Origin of the sequence: Hathewaya massiliensis (assembly GCF_902143515.1) — a bacterium.
Lineage (GTDB): Bacteria > Bacillota > Clostridia > Clostridiales > Clostridiaceae > Hathewaya > Hathewaya massiliensis.
The window spans coordinates 640360-659668 of sequence record NZ_CABFVD010000001.1; the positions used below are offsets into that span (position 1 = coordinate 640360).

Here is a 19309-nt window from a genome sequence, read left to right on the forward strand (position 1 = left end):
CCCATGAAAGCATTTTAGTTTATACCTAACATTGGAATTTAACTTTAAAATCTAAAATAGATAAATGGATTAAATGAGGATTTAACTAAGAATATTATGGATAGTGCAAAAACCATACAGAGAAAAATATGTTTCAATATAAGTAGTCCATTATAAATTTTCTTATTACTTTTCTCCCTATTCTCATATTCATAATATTTCTTTTGTATAAATTCATAAATAGGTATTGCAGCAATAATTGCAATTATTAACTCTATTTTATATTCTCTTAAAAAGAATACTCCTTGATTATCCATTAATTTTTTATTATTCAAGAAAAACATTGTCTTTATAAGGTTAAAAGCCTTGCCAAAAGATTCTGCTCTAAATATAACCCATCCTATAATAACTAAAACTAAAGTATACACATGTTTCAATGGTTCCCACAGTTTTTCTAAAATATCCTTAAAGACATACTTCTCTAGTGCTAAAATCACACCATAATATAATCCCCATGCAATAAATGTCCAACTTGCTCCATGCCACATTCCTGTTAAAAACCATACAATAAATAAATTTCTTATATGTTTTGTCACTGAACCTCTGTTTCCACCCAAGGGAATGTAAACATAATCCCTAAACCAGGTTCCTAAGGATATATGCCATCTCCTCCAGAATTCAGTAACAGATTTTGCTATATAAGGGTAGTTAAAATTCTCTAAAAAATCAAATCCGAAAATTTTTCCAAGACCAATAGCCATATCAGAGTAACCTGAAAAATCAAAATAGATTTGAAGGGTATAGGCTATAGCGCCAATCCATGCAGTACCTACAGCAAGGTTATTAACTTCCGTCTTAAAAACAGTATCTGCAATAATTCCTACTGTATTTGATAAAATAACCTTTTTACCAAGTCCAAAAATAAACCTTTCAATTCCATAGATAAAATCATCCACTGTCTCTTCTCTACTAATTATCTGTTCTGCTACAGTTTCATATCTAACTATAGGTCCTGCTATAAGTTGAGGAAACAATGAAATATATAAGGCTACGTTTAAAGGGTTTTTCTGAACTTTTCCATGCCCTCTGTAAACATCTATTACATAACTTAGAGATTGGAAGGTAAAAAATGATATACCAACAGGCATAACTACATTGAGTTTCTTTATATCCATATTAAAAATAGAGTTTATATTAGATATAAAAAAATTAGCATACTTATAATACCCAATTACAGATAAATTGCATATAACAGTTAAAATTATTATAAACCTACTAAGTCTTAAATCTTTTTTAGTTTTATGAACCAAAATTCCAAATATGTAGTTTATACCTATGGAAAAAAGCATTACAAATAAATATTTAACTCCTCCATAAGCATAGAAAAATAAACTAAACACTAATAATATGTAGTTCTTTATTTCTTTTCTACTCATATAATAAAAAATTATAGAAAGTGGTAGAAAAAGAAATAAAAATGTAAGAGAACTAAAAACCATTAATTTATCCTCCTCTTCTAATTTAATTTTATAACTACATATAGTATTTTATCATGAATAATGTAAGTTGTACTACTGTAAAGTTTATCTATAGATTTATATTAATGTTTTTTCACTACTTCCCTTGTATCCACTGATAATCTCACTTACTTCTACATATACGTAATTTATTTCTGGATGCTCTGTTACAATTCCAGTTTACTAAAAAAACATACATAGAATAATAGAAGGATAACCATAAGGCTATCCTTCTATTATTTCTTTTCTATTTAAGACCCTATTTTAACATCTGCTAATGGCATCATGTTTTCTAAGTTATCCCAGATATATACTTTCATATCTTTTATTCCTTTTGAATAATCTGAAGACTTTAATTCAATTTTTATTTCATTTTCTCCATTTTTAAAATTATTTTCTTTACATATTACCTTATATGTTCTTCCCTTTTTATCTACTGGCTTTAGTATTACTGTACCTTTTATAGCTTCCTTAGTTTTTGCTGATATAGTTATTTCAATTTTATTACCAACTTCATTTTTCTTAATATCTTTAATTAAAATTGGTTTGTTTGATTTATCTGATTCATCTGCTAACTCATTTATAGCTTCTTGTATTTTCTTTACCACAGAATTTACTTCTTCTAATTCTGGAAAGATGTCTTCATCTAATTGCTTTCCTTTTGCTACAGCTTCTTGTAATGCTTTTACCTTTTCTTCTGGCTTTCCTTGTTTATCTATTCTTTCTGCTTTTTCTAGTAACTCAATCAATGAAGCATATGTTACATTTATACTTGGATTTCTATCAAAGACTGATTTGTGTAAACTCTTTACGCTTTTTGGTATTATTACTTTACTTACTTTATTTCTTTTAAATGCCCTATTTCCTATAATTTCTATTCCTTCTTCTAATATTAAACTACTTATTTTACTTCCTGTAAAAGCATCTGAGCCTATTTGTTTTACATTTCCTGGTATAGTTAGTTCTACTATAACTGAATTCCAGAATGCTTTATCATCTATTTTAACTAAGGTACTTGGGAAAATTACCTCGGATAATAGCTTACTTTCACTAAATGCTGAATTACCTATTACTTTTACTCCTTCTGGAATTACTACTTTCTCTATCTTACTAAATGAAAATGCTCCTCCTGATATTGCTTTTAATTTACTTGAAAGTTTTAATGTTTTTAGATCCTTATTTGATGCAAATGCTCCATCCCCTAATTCTTCTACACTATCAGGCAATACTAAATTCACTATGTTGTTATTTCTAAATGCCATTGAACCTATCTTTCTTATTGTATTAGGCAATGTTAAAGATTTTATTCCGTCTTTTCCAAAACTATCTAAATTAAATGCTTTATCCCCTATACCCTCTAATGCTTTTCCATCGGTAGTCTTTTCTGGTATTACTACTTCTTTATTTTGTGCAAATTTCTTTTTACCTAATTCCGAAAATCCTGTTAAAGTTGTTCCTTCAAAGGTAAAGTGTTTATTCTCCCATGGTTCTTTATCTGGATTTTCTGGTTTTTCAGGGTCTACTGGCTTCTCTGGATCTACTGGCTTTTCTGGTTCTGTTGGTTTTTCAGATTCTATAAATTTTCCATTTAATTTTACTTTAACTATTAAACTTGTCATTTCCATGTTCTCTACAGTATTTTCACATGAAGTACCTGATCCACACTTTATTTTATCCACAGGTACTGGGTCAAATTTACCTCTAAAAATTAAATATCCATTTTCTTCTTTTATCTTTTCCCAAGATTTAAGGTTAATTACATGCTTTTCTTCATTTACTAGTCCTCTAAATACAGCAGCACGTACTTTAACTTCTTTATCTAATCTTTCTTTCATTTGTTCTTCTGTGAAGGTTCCTTGAAGTTCTACTATTTTGTCTATAAATATTTTAAACTCTCCACTTTCAAAGCCCTTATTTTTTCTAAAGGAGTTTGGACAAAATAGTTCTACTGAATCAGGAATTGTAACACTTTCTAAATCGTTTATACCAAAAGCTTTTGGCCCTATAATTTTTATACCTTTTGGGAATGTAACACTTTTAACACTATTGTATAAAAATCCTCCTAAGTCAATTTCTTTAACCGTATTCGGTAAATCAACTTTTTGTATTTTATTATTTTCAAAGCATTGATCACCTATTTTTTCGATACCTGGTAATATAGTTATTTTAGAAATTTTATTTTGTAAAAAAGCCCTATGACCTATTTTTCTTAAAGTAGTTGGAATAGTTAATTCTGTTAACTCATTTATACCAAATGAAAGTTCACCAATAGATACTACTCCTTCTTTTAACTTCATATCACTTATTTGATTTGATGTGAAAGCCCCGTTCCCTATTGATTTAACACTACTTGGAATGTCTATGCTCTTTAAAAGGTTTCCACCAAAAGCTCTTGCTTCTATTACTTCTAGTGTATCTGGTAATTTTAATGATATTATTTTATCTTCTTCTTTAGTGTTTGGGTAGCGCCAAAAAGCCCCTGTACCAATAGTTGTAATTAGTTTTCCTTCTTTATTCTTTTGAGGAATAATTAAATCCCTATTATTCTTAAGCTTTTCTTTTCCACTTTCTGAAAAACCTAATAAGGTTGTACCATTAAACTCAAAATCCTTTGCTAACCATGACTGCTCATCTTGTTTATCTTCTAAATCAGTTATAGCCTTAGTAATACTTTTAACTACTACATTTACTTCATCTAGTGTAGCATCAGATTTATCATTTATAGCTTTTCCTGATTTAATAGCTTCTTCTAATAATTTTATACTTTCTTCTGTCTTTCCTTTTTTGTCTACTTTCTCTGATTTTTCCAATGTTTCAATTAATGAAGCATATTTTATACTTATACCCGAATTATTTTCAAAAGATTTTTTGTCTAGTTTTATTACGCTCTTAGGAATTGTTACTTTACTTAACTTATTTGACTTAAATGCCCTACTTCCTATGGTTTCTATTCCTTCTTCTAATGTTAAGCTACTTAACTTTCCTGGTGTAAAAGCATCTGAACCTATTTCTTTCACGTTTCCTGGTATAGTTAAAGCTGTTATATTTGCACCCCAAAAAGCTCTAGAGCCAATTTTTTCTACTGTGCTTGAAATAGTTAAGTTAGATAATGCATTGTTTTCGCTAAATGCTGAAGGTTCTATTGTTTTTACTCCTTCTGGAATTACTAACTTCTCTATCTTAGTAAATGTAAATACTCCATTTGGTATTACCTTTAAACTACTTGAAAGCTTTAATGTTTTTAACTCTTTATTTGTTGCAAATGCTCCACTACCTAATTCTTCTACACTATTAGGCAATACTAAATCTACTATGTTATTATTTCTAAATGCCATTGAACCTATTTTCTTTATTGTATTAGGCAATGTTAAAGATTTTATTCCATTCTCTCCAAAGACATCTAAATTAAAGGCTTTATCACCTATAGTATCTACTACTTGTCCATCCATGGTCTTTTCTGGTATTACTACTTCTTTCTCTTTTGCAAATTTATTTTTACCTAATTCTGAAAAGCCTTTTATAGTTGTTCCTTCAAAGATAAAATCTTTTGCATTCCATGCTTGGTTTATTTCTTCTACTTCTACATTAGCAATTACATTTAATTTACCTAACTCCTCATTAGGATTATTACCACTTGATTTGAATACCTCATCTGAAAAATCTTTATAAACTCCAATAGCTGTATATTTTCCTACTTTATTTTCATCATAATCTTTAAGTTCCCATGTTGAAAACTCTGTAGGGAAATCAACTTCCTTACTATTCTCATATTTCATAAAAGCTACACGAGCTTTTACATTTTCATTTAATTTGTTGATAACCTCTTCTTTACTTGTTCCAAGCTCCAATTTTATTACTTGCGGTAAATATAGATTTATATTACCATTCTCACCTGGATTGTTTAAAAAAGAATTCCAATAAAATGTTTTTAAAGTTTCAGGAATTTTTAAGGATTTTATTTGGTTTGCTGCAAATGTTTGTCCACCTATTCTTTCTAATCCTTCTCCTAAATTAACTTGCAAAATTTTATTATTTGAAAATGCTCCATCATCAATATTCTTTACAGAATTAGGAATAGATACTGTTGTCAATTCATTTCCTTGAAAAGCCATTATTCCTATATGCTGAACACCTTCATGAATCTGAATATTTTTAAGTTTTCCACCATTTAAAAATGCTTTACTACCTATTTTTTTTACTGAACCAGGGATTACAACTTCTTCTACAGGAGATTTTGCAAAAGCATTGTCTCCTATTTCCTCAAGTCCCTCATTAAAAGTTACTTTACTTATATTGTTAAGTATAAATGCCCCTACGCCAATACTTTTTACATTTTGAGTAAATTCTACAGAGGTTAATTTGTTTTTTGAAAATGCCCCATTTCCTATTTTTTTCAGTGACTTTGGAAATTTAACTGATGTTAAGTTTTTACCTAAAAACACCTTATCAGCTATCTCTATAACATCTTGTCCATTTATTTTTTCTGGTATTACTAAATCTGTTGCAATACCCTTATAACTAGTAATTATACCATCTTTAAAGTCAAAATCCGATTCTGCTACTTCTACTACACTAGCTACTGCTTTTATTGCATTTTGTGCTAATACCGGTTGTAAAATGGAAAATGACATAATAAGCCCAAGCATATATGCCATAAATCTTGTCCTGCTTTTACATCTTTTAAACATATTCCTCTCCCCTTTATTTTTAAAATATTGCACTTATATATTTAAATTAATTTTTTAAATTTACTTAGCTAGTTTTATAAAAAATTATTTAAGTGATAAAGATAAGTTACCTTACCTTTATCACTCACTAAAGCTACTTCTTAGCTTTACTTAGTTTCTACTATTATTAATTTCTCTTCTATTGATTGATTTACAGGATTATTTGCTTTTATTGTTAATATATATGTTCCTGCTTCTAATTCTTCTGGAACATTAAATGTGTGTTTGAACTTACCATCTTTGTCAGTTTGAGTTTGCTCTACTGATACCATTTCACCTTTTTTATTTTCTATTTTCAGTGTAATATCAACCTTATCTAATGCAGTTTCACCATCTAATAATACTCCTGATATTGTTATGTCATCTTCTACCTTATATTGTGTTTTGTCTAGTTTACTATTAAATGTGTATAATGATTTTTCTGGTTGTAAGGTTACTTTGTTATCTTTTCCTTTACCCTTTACTTCTTTTCCTTTTGACTTAAGGCTTTCTTTTATATTTACTGTTACACCTTGTTCAATTTTTGCCTCCACTGGTTTTGTTGATATTACAGTAACTGGTTGATTAATTGTTACAGGATTAATAATTACAGCTTCTCCTGATACTGTTAATATTGAATCTTTTGCATTTATTTCAGTACCTTCAACTTTAGCTTTTTTAGTAATTTCTAAATCCGTATTTTCTGCTTCTACTTTTATATTTTTAATATTTCCTTCTACTTTAACTTGAGGTTTTTTGTTTCCAGTTACTTTTACTTCACTTGTAATATTTCCTTTTAATATAATAGGTGCTGTAGCATCTGATGATGGAACTATTATAATTTCACCATTTATTGTACCAGTGTTATTAAAAGAACCTCCATTAGAATCAGTTATTTTAACTGTATTTAATGTACCCTCATTATTAAAAGTATTATTAGAAACATTAACTATATTAGTAACTCCACCTACTATTGCCTTATTATTTACTGTAGCATTTGGTGTATCTACTGTTAAATCCCCATTTATTGTTCCATTTGAAATATTCAATGTTCCCGAAGTATTACTTATGATATTAACATTCCCTATTAATTTCTTTCCATCTAAATCAAGATTGACTAATTTATTAAGATTAATATTCCCTGTAATGTCTAATGATAATTTTATTGTATCTTTCTCATTAGCTGAATTAATTGCATTTGTTAATTCCGTTGCATTGCTTACAGTTATTGTTTTTAATTCGCTATCCCTAACCTATCTTTATTATAAATAATATCCATATCCTTAATAGATAATATCTATACATCTATTATCTATACTCTATTATCCATATTAAGGATTTCAGTAGGTCCACACCGTACGTGCCACTTTCACGGCATACGGCGTTCTATCGATAATAAAAAGTTTTTAGGAAGTTTTTTAACTTATTAGGAAGTCCTTATACATATTACCATATAAATTGATTAAATTTTATGTATATTTACATTATCTATTAATATATTACAAATTATAGTTATTATAAATCTAAACTGACTCTATAAAAATAATAATATACCCTTATTCAATAAAAAAAGATTGGGAGAAAATTAAAGGTGAAAGAGTTCAACATTGAATTACAGTAAAATCAAAAAATAAAGACCATTGGATAGAGTATGATTTATAATACTTTATCCAATGGTCTTTTAGATATGACTTATTTACTTTCAGCTAGTGATAGGATCTAGCTATGTTTATGAATTTATTGATATGATAAATTTTATATATGATTTAAATTGTTTAGAAATGTTTAATTATTTATTGTAACAATTAAATAAGTTCCGTTCATTTATTTAAATTTGAGAAGGATAACCCGAAGGCTACCCTTCTCTCATTTATTTGTTCATCCGTTATGGTTTCATAGCTTCTCACTGGAAAATTTCACACCCCTAGAGTGCTTACAGGAAAAGGCTGTAGTGAAACGGAAGACTTTTTCTGGTTGCTAGCTATTTAGCTGGTACTGTTACTTTTATTGCTTTTTGTTGAGTAGTTCCTTTATCCTTAGAAACAGTTATTGTAACAGTAATTTCTTCTTGAGCTGTTCCTTTTGTTACTGTTCCATCAGTCGCAATCTTAGCATCATTAGAAGTTACTTCAGCATTAACTGCTAATGTAACACCTTTATCATTCATGCCAGCTACTGCATTTAATACAGTTAGAACATTAGCATCCCCTGAATCTAGAGTTGTATCATTTAAAAGAGCTACTGCATCAGTTATATCTTTATCTGCTGCTGCTTTATCTGCTGCTGCTTTTTCTAATTCAGCTACTTTAGCTTCTGCATCTTCTAATTTTGTTATAGCTCCTACTAAAGCTTTTTGATCTGCTGTTAATTTACCATAGTTAGCTCTTGCAGTTTCTATTGCATCTTTGTTAGCTAATGTTATAGCATCTTTTGCTGGTAATGCAGCTATTTCTGCTTTCACTGGATCTGCTGCTGCTTTATCTGCTGCCGCTTTACCTTCTGCTGCTTCTAATTCAGCTATTTTAGCTTCTGCATCTGTTAATTTTGCTAAATTATCTACTAAAGCTTTTTGAGTTTCTGTTAATTTGTCAAAATTAGCTCTTGCAGTTGTTACTGCATCTTTGTTAGCTAATGTTACAGCATCTTTTGCTGGTAATTTAGCTATTTCCTCTTTTACTGGATTTGCTACTTCTTTGTCTATTTCGCTATCCCTCACTATCCTCTCACTTATGAAAGGATTTCGATCGGTCCACACCATACGTGCCACTTTCATGGCATATGGCGTTCTATCGATAATATATAGGTTTTTACTTAATATCATAGGTTTAATTATAATTCAAAACTTATTAAATTATTGTGTAGTTAAATTCGATTACTTTGTAACGAATTCCACAAAATTACATCTTAAGGTTTAATCTAGTGATAGCATTGATAGTTTCACAATGCTATCACTAGTAAGATTCTAATATGAATATGTTAAACTTTTATCCTAAATTTCTTCCTAATTAACTTCCTATGATTAAACTTTCCTATTACCGACTAGGTTCCTTGGCTAACTCAGTTTTATCCTTCCTCTATGTTACCATAGGGGTATTTCAGAGCCTTCCCAAACTCTAACTTTCGGCTGAGTATCGTAGCTACTATGAACCCGCTGAGCCCGTATATGTGTCATAAGTACTGCTATACCTCTTCATATACAGCATCAAACGTTCCGTTTTGACTATCCCTGATTTTTGGTTGCCTTAGGTATCCACTAACGACTTACTTTGCTTAGGTTTAATAGCCTAAATTATTCCTAAGCCAGCTAAGTATTTAAACTTAACTGTTCCATACCAAGCCCAAAGCATAGCTATCGTTTAACAGTATGGAATATATTTATAAGACGCATCCTCATGGATTAGCATTGTTTACCATAGCAACCTTTTAAGGAGCCCCGCATCCGACTTTCACGGATTACGACCTTACCTGGCTTCATAAGTTTAACTTAGCAGTGTTAAAACCTATGCAGGGGGATTAGGCACAAACCTTAAAGGCTATTAAGCTTGTCTAGGATTTCCACCTAGCAATTCATCAAAACAGTTAGAGAACTTATAATATAGCCCTTCCCAAAACTATATTATTATCTCCGCTCTTTTCATCACATGGTGATTTATAGAGCAACGTTTCGCACTTTTATTATTGAGCAATTCCTTTTATAACAGCTTTAACAACAACTGGAGATGATAATAAGTTCTTAACTTGTCCATTCTCCACTATTTTAGTAATAACTATATCAGCTGTAGCATCTTTAGTTCTGTCAGTAACTACAAGGTTACCTTGAGGATCCTCAGCCTTAAAACCGTTTGTAGTATTAGTTATATAGCAACCACCATCTGGAATGCTTAAAACAACATTATCAACGGCTTTGCCGAATTGGTCATATACTTTAACATTTTCAAGAATTTTTGCTTTTAAATTTTCACCTGTTTTTAAAGCAGGAAGAGCAAAGTTAGTGAATTTAACGCTAGTTGCTTCTGATGCACTATTTACTACTTCAAATTGTAAAGTATTAACTACTAAAGTACCTACTTTAACTTGAACATATGTTGTTCCAGCTTTATCAGCTTTAACTTCACCATTTGCTTGATTTATAGTTAATAATTGCTTATCTGCTTCTAACACTTTACCATCTTTGTCTACTTCTACAAAAGCAACATTATTAGGTTTTCCTATTAAATTACCTTTGTCATCTATTTCAGATACAGAAACTTTTGTGCTAACTGGTAATTTTTCTTTATCTCCGTTAATATTTCCTTTATCTAATTTAGTTGTTCCAGCTTCTACTTTATAATTTGATAATTCTCCTGCTTTTACAACTACTACTTTTAATGTTTGTTTAACTGTTAAATCTCCATCTTTAAAGTTCACTTCTATTGTAGTTGAACCTTCTTTTACAGCTGTAACTTTAACAACTTTTTTAGCGTCAACTTGCACAGTTGCTATCTTTTCATCTTCTGATTTAACTGATACTGCAGCTGTTGCTGATGGATTTTCTACTTCTTTACCAAATTGATTCTTATATTTTATGTTGATGTCTGCTGTCTTCACACCGTCTTTATTTACAATAGAAACTTCTGATTTTTCTAATTGCATAGAAGCTACTTTTGATTTTTCTTTAACTGTTATTTTTATAGTTTGAGCAACATCACCATTTACTACTTTAACATAACCTTCTCCAACTGAAATTGGTTTTATTGTTCCATCGTTCTCAACTATTACAATATTTGGAGTTAAATTAGTTAATTCCGCTACTGCATTGTTATTAATACCGTTAAATGTAGTAACTGATGATACACCTTGACCATATTGATCTTTATAGTAAAGAGCTAATTTGTTTGCAGTGTTTTCCATTTCAGTTTCAATTGATTTTTCCTTAAGTTCTACAAACTTATCAGTGTTTTCTGCTGCAATTCCTGTATATACATAGTATCCAACAAAAGAACTAGCTTTTTTATCATTAACTTTAATTGTTGTTTGAGGAGTTTTAATGTATGCATCTCCAACCTTAACTTTAGCTACAACTATTGCTGAACCTTCATTAACAGATTTTCCATCTACATTTATAACAGTTGCATTTGATGTTTCAAACTCTATCTTAACTTCTTTAGAAATATCTCTTCCTAATTTGTCTGTTACTTTAACATCTAATGTTTTATCTTTAGCTATTGTAGTTGATACAAACTCAACTTTAGCTGCATCAGCTGCTAAATATACAAAGCTATTTGTAGCTTTATCCATTTTGTTACCTTTAACATCTTCTAACTCTGATGTTTCTACGTTATAAACACCTTTATCAGCAAATTTATCAAAGAATGTTAATGTAGCAACTTTTTTGTCTTTGCTTAATTCTACTTTGCTTACAAATACTAAGTTTCCATTTTTATCAGTAACTTTGAAATTAGCTGGTTTTACTTCTTTAACTTCTTTATTAAAAGTAACTTCTGCTTCTGTAGAATTAATAGCATTTATGCTGTTAACTACAAGTTTGCTATCTATAACTTCTAATATTGCATTGTACTTTGTTGCTTCTTTTTTAGCATCTGCATTAGTTGAAGTTGCTAATGCTTTAACTAATTCTTGAGCTACTTTAATATCTTTTTCATCTTTTGATGTCATAGCTTTAACTACTGCATCATTAGCTTCAACAACAAGTACTTGTTGGAAACCATCTACTGCTGTAGACCAAGAAGCTGTATATTGTTTGTTTCCTTCGAAAGTATCGAAAGCTGTTACAAATTCTCTAGCTTTGTTTACATCTCCTTGAGAAATCTTGTCCTTTTTCTTTCCATCTACGAATAGTAATGAATAGAAATCTTCAAATAATTTTTGTTGAACAGCGTCAGTTTGTTTTGAGAATTCTCCAACAAACCCTTTTAATTCTTTGTGTTTTGTTAATTCATTGATTGCTTTTCTAGCAGCTATTATTGATTCTTGAGACTTGTCCTCTTTAGCTTTCATTACAGCATCGAATGCGCTCTTGTACATTGCATCTACGTTAGTTGCTGCAAATGCTGGAACTGCCCCCATAACGCCACCAAGTAAGCTTGTAGTAGCTAATGCACCACTTAATACTTTTGTGCTCTTTTTACCCATATTAAGTATACCTCCCATTTAGATAAAATTTATTGATATAAGCAATTAATTGACATAAGCAATTAAATGTTCTTATTAAAGACTTAATTACTTAATTAATTGCTAACTTTTAATTAAGTAATGATTTGTTATTAATATTTATATATTATAAATAAGTTAATTTTCATCTTTTCTAAAAAAACCTATAAGATGGAAATATAACTTCTTTATATATTTTATACTTTTTCCTTTAGTATTTCAAGTGCAATATGTAAATTATTTTATCCACTTGATTTTTTCTTATTTTTTTCAATATTATTATAAATACAAGAAAAATATTCTTTAAATTTGTCATATCTTCTTGTATTTTTGTTTATTTTTTAAAACTTTTCGACAGATATTTTTTATTACACTATATTTATGGTTAAACTTTATACTTTATACCTAGCCTCATTCCTTCTACAAGGGCTTTTTTCTTTTCTTTTTCACCTTGTAGAGTATATATCGTAGTCTTTATCACACGACTTAAGTAAAAAAAACAAAGTTTGTTTATGTATTCAATGGGTTTCATGCTATTCTTGTTCTTCTTTAGTAATATTAACCTATTTCTAGTGTTCCACTTTATAGCAAAGGGAGAAGCTTCTCCTCCTGTAGATGCACTTACCTTATGATATATCTTAGCTTTAGGAGTGTAATATATTTTAAATCCTTGCTGTTGTACTTTTAAGGAAAAGTCTACATCTTCATAATACATAAAGTACTCTTCGCTAAGTCCAGATATCTTTTTAAAGACTTCTCTCTTAATTAGCATAAGGCATCCTGTGGAAAAACTTATTTGTTTTTCCTCATCATACTGTCCCCTATCCTCTTCCCCTTCTCCTATGTGCTGTCCGTAAAACCTTTGCTGGTTAAATATTCCCCCAGCAAACCAAAACCTATTTCTATCCTCTTCATAATAGATCTTTCCTGTGGTAATTCCTACATTATTATATTTATTAAAAGGTTTTATTAGTTCTTTTAAAAAGTCCTTATGAACTAGGGTATCGTTGTTAAGGAGCAGAATATATTCTGCTCCTTTATCTAAGGCATATTTAATTCCTATATTGTTCCCCTTTGCAAAACCACCATTTTCTTTTGCCCTTATTAAAGTGTGTTTTCCTTCTAAGTTTAACTTTAATTTTTCATAAGAACCATCTGGTGAATTATTGTCTACTACTACTATATTATAGTTATCATATTTTATGTCTTCTAAGGATTTTATACAATCCATGGTATCTTCATAGCCATTGTAGTTTAAAAGTACTATATATATACTATTATTCATTTTCTTTTCTCTCTTTCCTCCTAGAATAGAAAACTTCTATGGTTAAGACTAGAAGTATATTTAATATCAATATTGGAATTTTGAAAGAGTTTACAAATATACTCCATAAAAGTATGCTTGTTATATTGCTATATATTATGATTCTTCCTGTAAAGGTAAAATTTCTTCTACTCTTTATTAATTTTATGGATAGATATGCTAAGGTTAAGTATAATACCAAATAGAGGATAAATCCTATTATACCTAAGTCTTGAAAGGCTTCTGTAATAAAACTACTAGCGTTTAAGCCCACTATCTTATCTAAATATGGTGTATAAGATCCTTGTGATATAAGCCAAGTTTTAAATTGTCCTCCCTTGCCTACTATATTAGCTAAAAATTTTATAAAGGGATAAAACAAATTACAAAGAAAACTATATCCCACTAATTTTTGATTGCTTATGGAATAGGCTGCATTTTCTAGGGGGCTTGTGATATATATATATACCCATAGGGCTCCTGAAGGCATTAATGTGCTTACTCCGTAGTGTTCCCATATAGTCCTGTTGTAAACTTCTTGTAGTACATATTCCATTCTAAGATTTCCTATATATCCAAAGAAAGCTACAAAAACAATTATGGCAAAAATAAAACTTCCATATATAATGTAGGTTTTCTTTTTTGAAATCTTTTCTTTTATGGTTATAAATCTAAATATTTCATATAGTCCTATGGTTACAAATAAAAATGCTATAGGTCCTCTGTTTAGTGTAAGTCCTAAGACTACTATACTGCCTATTAAAATTATAAGGTCTATTATTTTCTTATAATTTCTATAGAGGATGTATTTTATCTCAGCACTCAAGGCTAGCATATATACTATATATCCTGCATAGTGGTCTATTTGTTGTTTATCTATTTTATTTTCTTCTAATATTCTAAGTCCATATTTATATGCATTATAAAAAAATACTGTGGCTCCAACTACAAATATTATATTAGATATGGTTGCATAAAGTTTATAGCTTTTATCTTCTTCTAAATCTTTAAACATGGTTTTTATATCATCTTCTTCTAAGTGAATAAATCTTGATAGGACTAAAAAGCTAAAAAGCATTAATATTACTATTAGATTTATAGTTACTGTAGGGTTGTATAGGGTGCTGAACTGAAAATCATAGAGTATTAAAGTTATAAACCAAAGTATAAACATAATCTTAACTTGATCTACTAAAAATACTAAGCCATGCTTTTTAATAAACCTACTAATTATAAATATAAAAATTATAAGCTGAATTAAGGCTATAAATTTATACATCTCTCTCCTCCATGTTTATTCTTTTATAATATTGTATACTTTTTCTGCGGTCTTTTCCCAAGAAAACTTTTTAAGATTTTCTCTTCCTATGTTTTTTATTTTTTCTATTTCTAATGCATTTTTAGGGTCTATAGCTTTTTCTATGGCTTCTCTTATTTCTTCTACCTTCTCTGGATTAAAGGTTATGGCACCACCCTTTTGAAGTTCTCCTAAGGAAGAATTATTTGAGCAAAGGGCTAAGGTATTGCATGCCCAAGACTCTAAGAGAGGAAGTCCAAAGCCTTCATATAGTGTTGGGTATAAGGAAGCTATGCTTTTATTGTATAAGGCATTTAAATCTTCATTTGGTACATATCCTAGGAATATTACATGTTCTTCTACACCTAAGCTTTTAGAGAGTTCTTTTAATCTTTTTATATAAGGGGAATCTTTTCCTATAATTATTAACTTTGTTCCTCTTTTTTCTTCTATTTCACTAAAAGCTTCTATGGCTCTATGTAAATTCTTATGGGCATAACTAGCTCCTACCATTATTATGTAGGGGTAATCTATTTTATACTTGCTTAAGGTTTCTTCCTTTATATTATCCATATTAAATATTTCTTTATTATACCCATTGTATATTACTCTTATCTTATTCTCATCTATATTGTAGAATTTTAATAAATCCTTTTTTGTGTTTTCTGATATGCATATTATTTTATGTGCTTTTTTAAGTAATATAGGCATAAAGTATTTATAATATTTATATTGATGTTTTGCTACTTCCTTATAATAAAGTGGAATAAAATCATGTATGGTTATTATTTGTTTTTTCCTGCTAAATAAGCATAGGTACTGAAAGGGGTGATATATTATACTATCCTTTGGAACCTTAAAAGGCATTATAAATTGGGTATATAAAAGTCTAACCAATCCGCCCTTTTTCTTATAGGATGGTTTTACATACTTTGTTGTTTTTATTACTTCTACTCCATCTATATCTATAGGTGCAAAGACCCTTATATCTTCCTTAGTTTTTAGGTTATTTATTATGCTTTTTGCATATACTCCAAGACCTTCTGGCCTTTCATGAAGTATAGTGGCATTTACATATATTTTTTCACTCATTTTTATCTCCTTTTTTCAAGCAAACCCTTTATTTCATTTTTAAAGAAAATTAATACTATTAAAGTAAATCCACATAGATAAAGAATAAATCCTTTATACCATACCATTTTAAAAGATAGGTATAAAAATAGGACTATAACTAAAATTTCTGCTATATGATGCTTTGAAACCTTAATTCCTAGATGTTTTTTAAAGAATCCATCTCCACATAATTCCCATATATAAAAGGATAATAAGGAGGAGGTTGCAATAGCTTCTTTACTTCTAAAAACTAAAAAGGCTATAACAATACTTATTAAGGAAACCGCTACGGCGATTAAGTTATTCCTTGTATATTCTTTTTCTAGTTTTAAACTCTTATAGAAATTTGAAGTTACTATATTTATTTCTCCACTTAATAATACAGTTGGGAATATTATAGGAGTAATATAGAGAACTTCTTTATATTTAGGTAAAAATCCTAAAACTATAATTTCAAAAATAAAGTAACTGGAAAGTGCATAGCCTAAAATTATAAATATGTAGGTTTTCATAGTCTCATAGGTTTTATTTAAATTCTTTTCGGAACTTCTAGTGAGGTATGGATATATAACAGACCTTATACCATTTAGTAGTATATATATCATAGAAAGAAGAGATACTGCAAAGGAATACATAGCAAAATCATGTACTGTAAAAAACTTAGATATAAATATTCTATCTACTCCTATTATGATTATGCTAACAAAGTTTCCAAGCATTATAAAGAATCCTATTTTAATATTCTTTTTTATATCTTCTTTCATGGTAATTAAGGGTTTATATTTTCCAAAGTTTACTTCTCTATAATAGATTATATATATTAGCAAGGTTAAAAGATTTATAATGGTCTGAGCTATAATAAGGTAAATGGCTTTTTCATATTTCAGTAATAAAATAAAACTTACAGCTACTATATATAATATTTTAGATAGTATGGTGTTAAAAGAATAAAATTTAAACCTTCTTATAATTTGGCTTAAAAATTCAAAATAGCAAGTTAGGTTTAAAAGTATAATATTTAAAGCTACGAAAAAACATATTATGCGTTTTTGTGGATTCTCTACAAAAATCATAGTTCCAATTGTAACTAAAACTGCTATTAACACTTGAAATATTAGCAAAAACTTAAAATAAGTTCTAAACTTTTCCCTAGGTATATTTTCATAGTCATAGTCACCATAATTTACATATATTCCATCATTAAATCCAAGGTGAAAAAATCCAAGAAAACCTAAGTAAAAAGTAAACATCTTGAAATATCCATATTCATCTATAGATATAACTTTAGGAATTATAAAGGTAACAATAACCCCTATTAGAAGAGTTATGGTGTTAGCACCTAGGGTATATATTAAATCTTTCACTCTTTTATCTTTTATTAGATTATTTTTCATCTTCTCTCACCTAATTACAGCTTTCTTAATTTAGTAACTTATTTCTTAAATTTATGTTCCACTTTAGTTTATCTTCTTTTACTTATATTAATTTTCTCTTTTGTTTATATTTTTTATCCAACTTTGATTTTCTAAATACCAGTCTATAGTTTTTACAATTCCCTCTTCAAAATGAGTTTCAGGATACCAACCTAGTGAGTCTTTTATCTTTGTAGGGTCTATAGCGTATCTCCTGTCATGTCCTTTTCTATCTTCCACATAGGTTATTAAATCCTCTGTTATGGCCCTATCCACTTTTTTATTTAAGTAGTCTATTATAATCTTTACTATGTCTATATTGGTCTTTTCGTTGTGCCCTCCTATATTATAAACTTCTCCTGGAGTGCCTTCATTTATAACCATATCTATGCCCTTACAATGATCCTCTACATAAAGCCAATCTCTTACATTTAATCCATCACCATATACAGGTAAGTTCTTATGCTTTAAACAATTATCTATTATAAGTGGTATTAACTTTTCTGGGAATTGATATGGTCCGTAGTTGTTTGAACATCTAGTTATGTTTATTGGCATTTTATATGTATGGAAATAGGCATTTACTATTAAATCTGCTGAAGCCTTACTAGAAGAATATGGACTTCTAGGGTCTATCTTAGTGTCCTCTGTAAAATATCCTTCTTTTCCTAAGGAGCCATAGACTTCGTCTGTAGATATTTGTATGTATTTTACTCCTTCTTTAAAGCCTTTAGGGCTTTCCCAAAACTTTTTAGCACAATTTAAAAGATTAGTTGTTCCTAGTACATTGGTTTTTATAAATATTTCTGGATCTTCTATGCTTCTATCTACATGAGATTCTGCTGCAAAGTTTACCACATAGTTTATTTCATGATTTTTGAAAATTGTCTCTACTAGGGATTTATCCCCTATATCTCCCTTAATGAATTTATATCTCTCATGATCTTCCACTTCTTTTAAGTTTTCTAAATTTCCTGCATAGGTTAGTTTATCTAGGTTTATTATAAAAATATCCTTATGCTTTTTTAACATATATAATATAAAGTTTGACCCTATAAATCCTGCTCCACCGGTTACTAAATAAGTTTTCATCTAACTCCCTCCCTTTTAATAGCCTATCTATAAAAATAGTAAATATTATAAATTCTTATATACTTTGAAAACACTAGATACTATAGATTTTCATATCTTATTAAAACACTATAACTATAAAATTTCATATCTATTGTTACAGTTTTTCTTAAAAAAGCTCTCTATATCCTTTACCTTTTTTTGAGCTTTATCCTTATCTGATAGGATTATTTCTTCTATGTCTTCTATGGGCCATTTTACCCCTATGGTCTCATCATCCCACTTAACTCCACTATCATGTTCTGGATGATAAAAGTCTGTGCACTTATAATTAAAAATTGCTGTATCCGATAAGACTACAAAGCCGTGGGCAAAACCTTCTGGAATATAAAATTGAGTTTTATTTTCCTCAGATAAAATAACTCCTTCCCACTGAAGAAAGGTCTTTGAATCTTCTCTTAAATCTACAGCAACATCAAATATTTTTCCCTTAATTACTCTCACTAATTTCCCTTGAGGATGTTTTTTTTGAAAGTGAAGTCCTCTTAAAACTCCCTTTTTAGAAAAAGACTCATTATCCTGAACAAATTTCATGGTAAGTCCATTTTCATAAAAGTCTTCTTCGCTATAGGTTTCCATAAAATATCCTCTATGGTCACCAAATACTTTTGGTTCTATAATATATAAATCTTTTATCTTAGTTTCTTTAACATTAAAGTTTCCCATGTACTTATACCCCCTTAAACTTCTTCTCATAATTC

Annotated in this window: 11 protein-coding genes; all 11 read right to left on the minus strand. The window is 29.1% G+C overall.

Annotated features, from left to right (window positions below; all coding sequences use genetic code 11):
* Positions 1 to 44: 44 nt before the first annotated feature.
* Positions 45 to 1415, minus strand: coding sequence for an MBOAT family O-acyltransferase (locus FNZ64_RS02920; RefSeq protein WP_341472620.1), 1371 nt, complete (start codon positions 1413 to 1415; stop codon positions 45 to 47).
* 332 nt (positions 1416 to 1747) lie between these two features.
* The gene (locus FNZ64_RS02925; protein ID WP_142413374.1) at positions 1748 to 6184 is read right to left on the minus strand and encodes a leucine-rich repeat domain-containing protein; all 4437 of its coding nucleotides are present in this window, start codon (positions 6182 to 6184) and stop codon (positions 1748 to 1750) included.
* 146 nt (positions 6185 to 6330) lie between these two features.
* Positions 6331 to 7251, minus strand: coding sequence for an MG2 domain-containing protein (locus FNZ64_RS02930; protein ID WP_142413375.1), 921 nt, complete (start codon positions 7249 to 7251; stop codon positions 6331 to 6333).
* Between the two features lie 932 nt (positions 7252 to 8183).
* Positions 8184 to 9023, minus strand: coding sequence for a hypothetical protein (locus FNZ64_RS02935; protein WP_185903660.1), 840 nt, complete (start codon positions 9021 to 9023; stop codon positions 8184 to 8186).
* Positions 9024 to 9877: 854 nt separating this feature from the next.
* Entirely contained in the window at positions 9878 to 12334 is a 2457-nt protein-coding gene (locus tag FNZ64_RS02940; RefSeq protein WP_142413377.1) for a hypothetical protein, read from the minus strand.
* Positions 12335 to 12737: 403 nt separating this feature from the next.
* Positions 12738 to 13637, minus strand: a complete 900-nt coding sequence (locus tag FNZ64_RS02945) for a glycosyltransferase family 2 protein (RefSeq protein ID WP_142413378.1) — start codon at positions 13635 to 13637, stop codon at positions 12738 to 12740.
* Complete coding sequence (locus FNZ64_RS02950; RefSeq protein ID WP_142413379.1) at positions 13630 to 14934, minus strand: hypothetical protein; 1305 nt, start codon at positions 14932 to 14934, stop codon at positions 13630 to 13632. The genes FNZ64_RS02945 and FNZ64_RS02950 overlap by 8 nt, the downstream gene beginning before the upstream one ends.
* Before the next feature lie 15 nt (positions 14935 to 14949).
* Positions 14950 to 16044, minus strand: coding sequence for a glycosyltransferase family 4 protein (locus FNZ64_RS02955; RefSeq protein ID WP_142413380.1), 1095 nt, complete (start codon positions 16042 to 16044; stop codon positions 14950 to 14952).
* A gap of 2 nt (positions 16045 to 16046) precedes the next feature.
* Positions 16047 to 17459 (minus strand): oligosaccharide flippase family protein, encoded by a 1413-nt coding sequence (locus FNZ64_RS02960; protein ID WP_142413381.1) that lies wholly within the window; start codon positions 17457 to 17459, stop codon positions 16047 to 16049.
* A gap of 87 nt (positions 17460 to 17546) precedes the next feature.
* On the minus strand, positions 17547 to 18569 hold the full coding sequence (gene rfbB, locus FNZ64_RS02965) for a dTDP-glucose 4,6-dehydratase (RefSeq protein ID WP_142413382.1): 1023 nt from the start codon (positions 18567 to 18569) through the stop codon (positions 17547 to 17549).
* Between the two features lie 114 nt (positions 18570 to 18683).
* Positions 18684 to 19274 carry a dTDP-4-dehydrorhamnose 3,5-epimerase gene (gene rfbC, locus FNZ64_RS02970; protein WP_142413383.1) on the minus strand — a complete coding sequence of 197 codons (591 nt, stop codon included), beginning with the start codon at positions 19272 to 19274 and terminating at the stop codon, positions 18684 to 18686.
* Positions 19275 to 19309: the final 35 nt, after the last annotated feature.

Excerpts from the sequence above, each read along its gene's own strand:
- FNZ64_RS02920 (WP_341472620.1), bottom strand. The coding sequence starts at position 1,415 with ATGAGTAGAAAAGAAATAAAGAACTACATATTATTAGTGTTTAGTTTA.
- FNZ64_RS02925 (WP_142413374.1), bottom strand. The coding sequence starts at position 6,184 with ATGTTTAAAAGATGTAAAAGCAGGACAAGATTTATGGCATATATGCTT.
- FNZ64_RS02935 (WP_185903660.1), bottom strand. The coding sequence starts at position 9,023 with ATGATATTAAGTAAAAACCTATATATTATCGATAGAACGCCATATGCC.
- FNZ64_RS02940 (WP_142413377.1), bottom strand. The coding sequence starts at position 12,334 with ATGGGTAAAAAGAGCACAAAAGTATTAAGTGGTGCATTAGCTACTACA.
- FNZ64_RS02945 (WP_142413378.1), bottom strand. The coding sequence starts at position 13,637 with ATGAATAATAGTATATATATAGTACTTTTAAACTACAATGGCTATGAA.
- FNZ64_RS02950 (WP_142413379.1), bottom strand. The coding sequence starts at position 14,934 with ATGTATAAATTTATAGCCTTAATTCAGCTTATAATTTTTATATTTATA.
- FNZ64_RS02955 (WP_142413380.1), bottom strand. The coding sequence starts at position 16,044 with ATGAGTGAAAAAATATATGTAAATGCCACTATACTTCATGAAAGGCCA.
- FNZ64_RS02960 (WP_142413381.1), bottom strand. The coding sequence starts at position 17,459 with ATGAAAAATAATCTAATAAAAGATAAAAGAGTGAAAGATTTAATATAT.
- rfbB (WP_142413382.1), bottom strand. The coding sequence starts at position 18,569 with ATGAAAACTTATTTAGTAACCGGTGGAGCAGGATTTATAGGGTCAAAC.
- rfbC (WP_142413383.1), bottom strand. The coding sequence starts at position 19,274 with ATGGGAAACTTTAATGTTAAAGAAACTAAGATAAAAGATTTATATATT.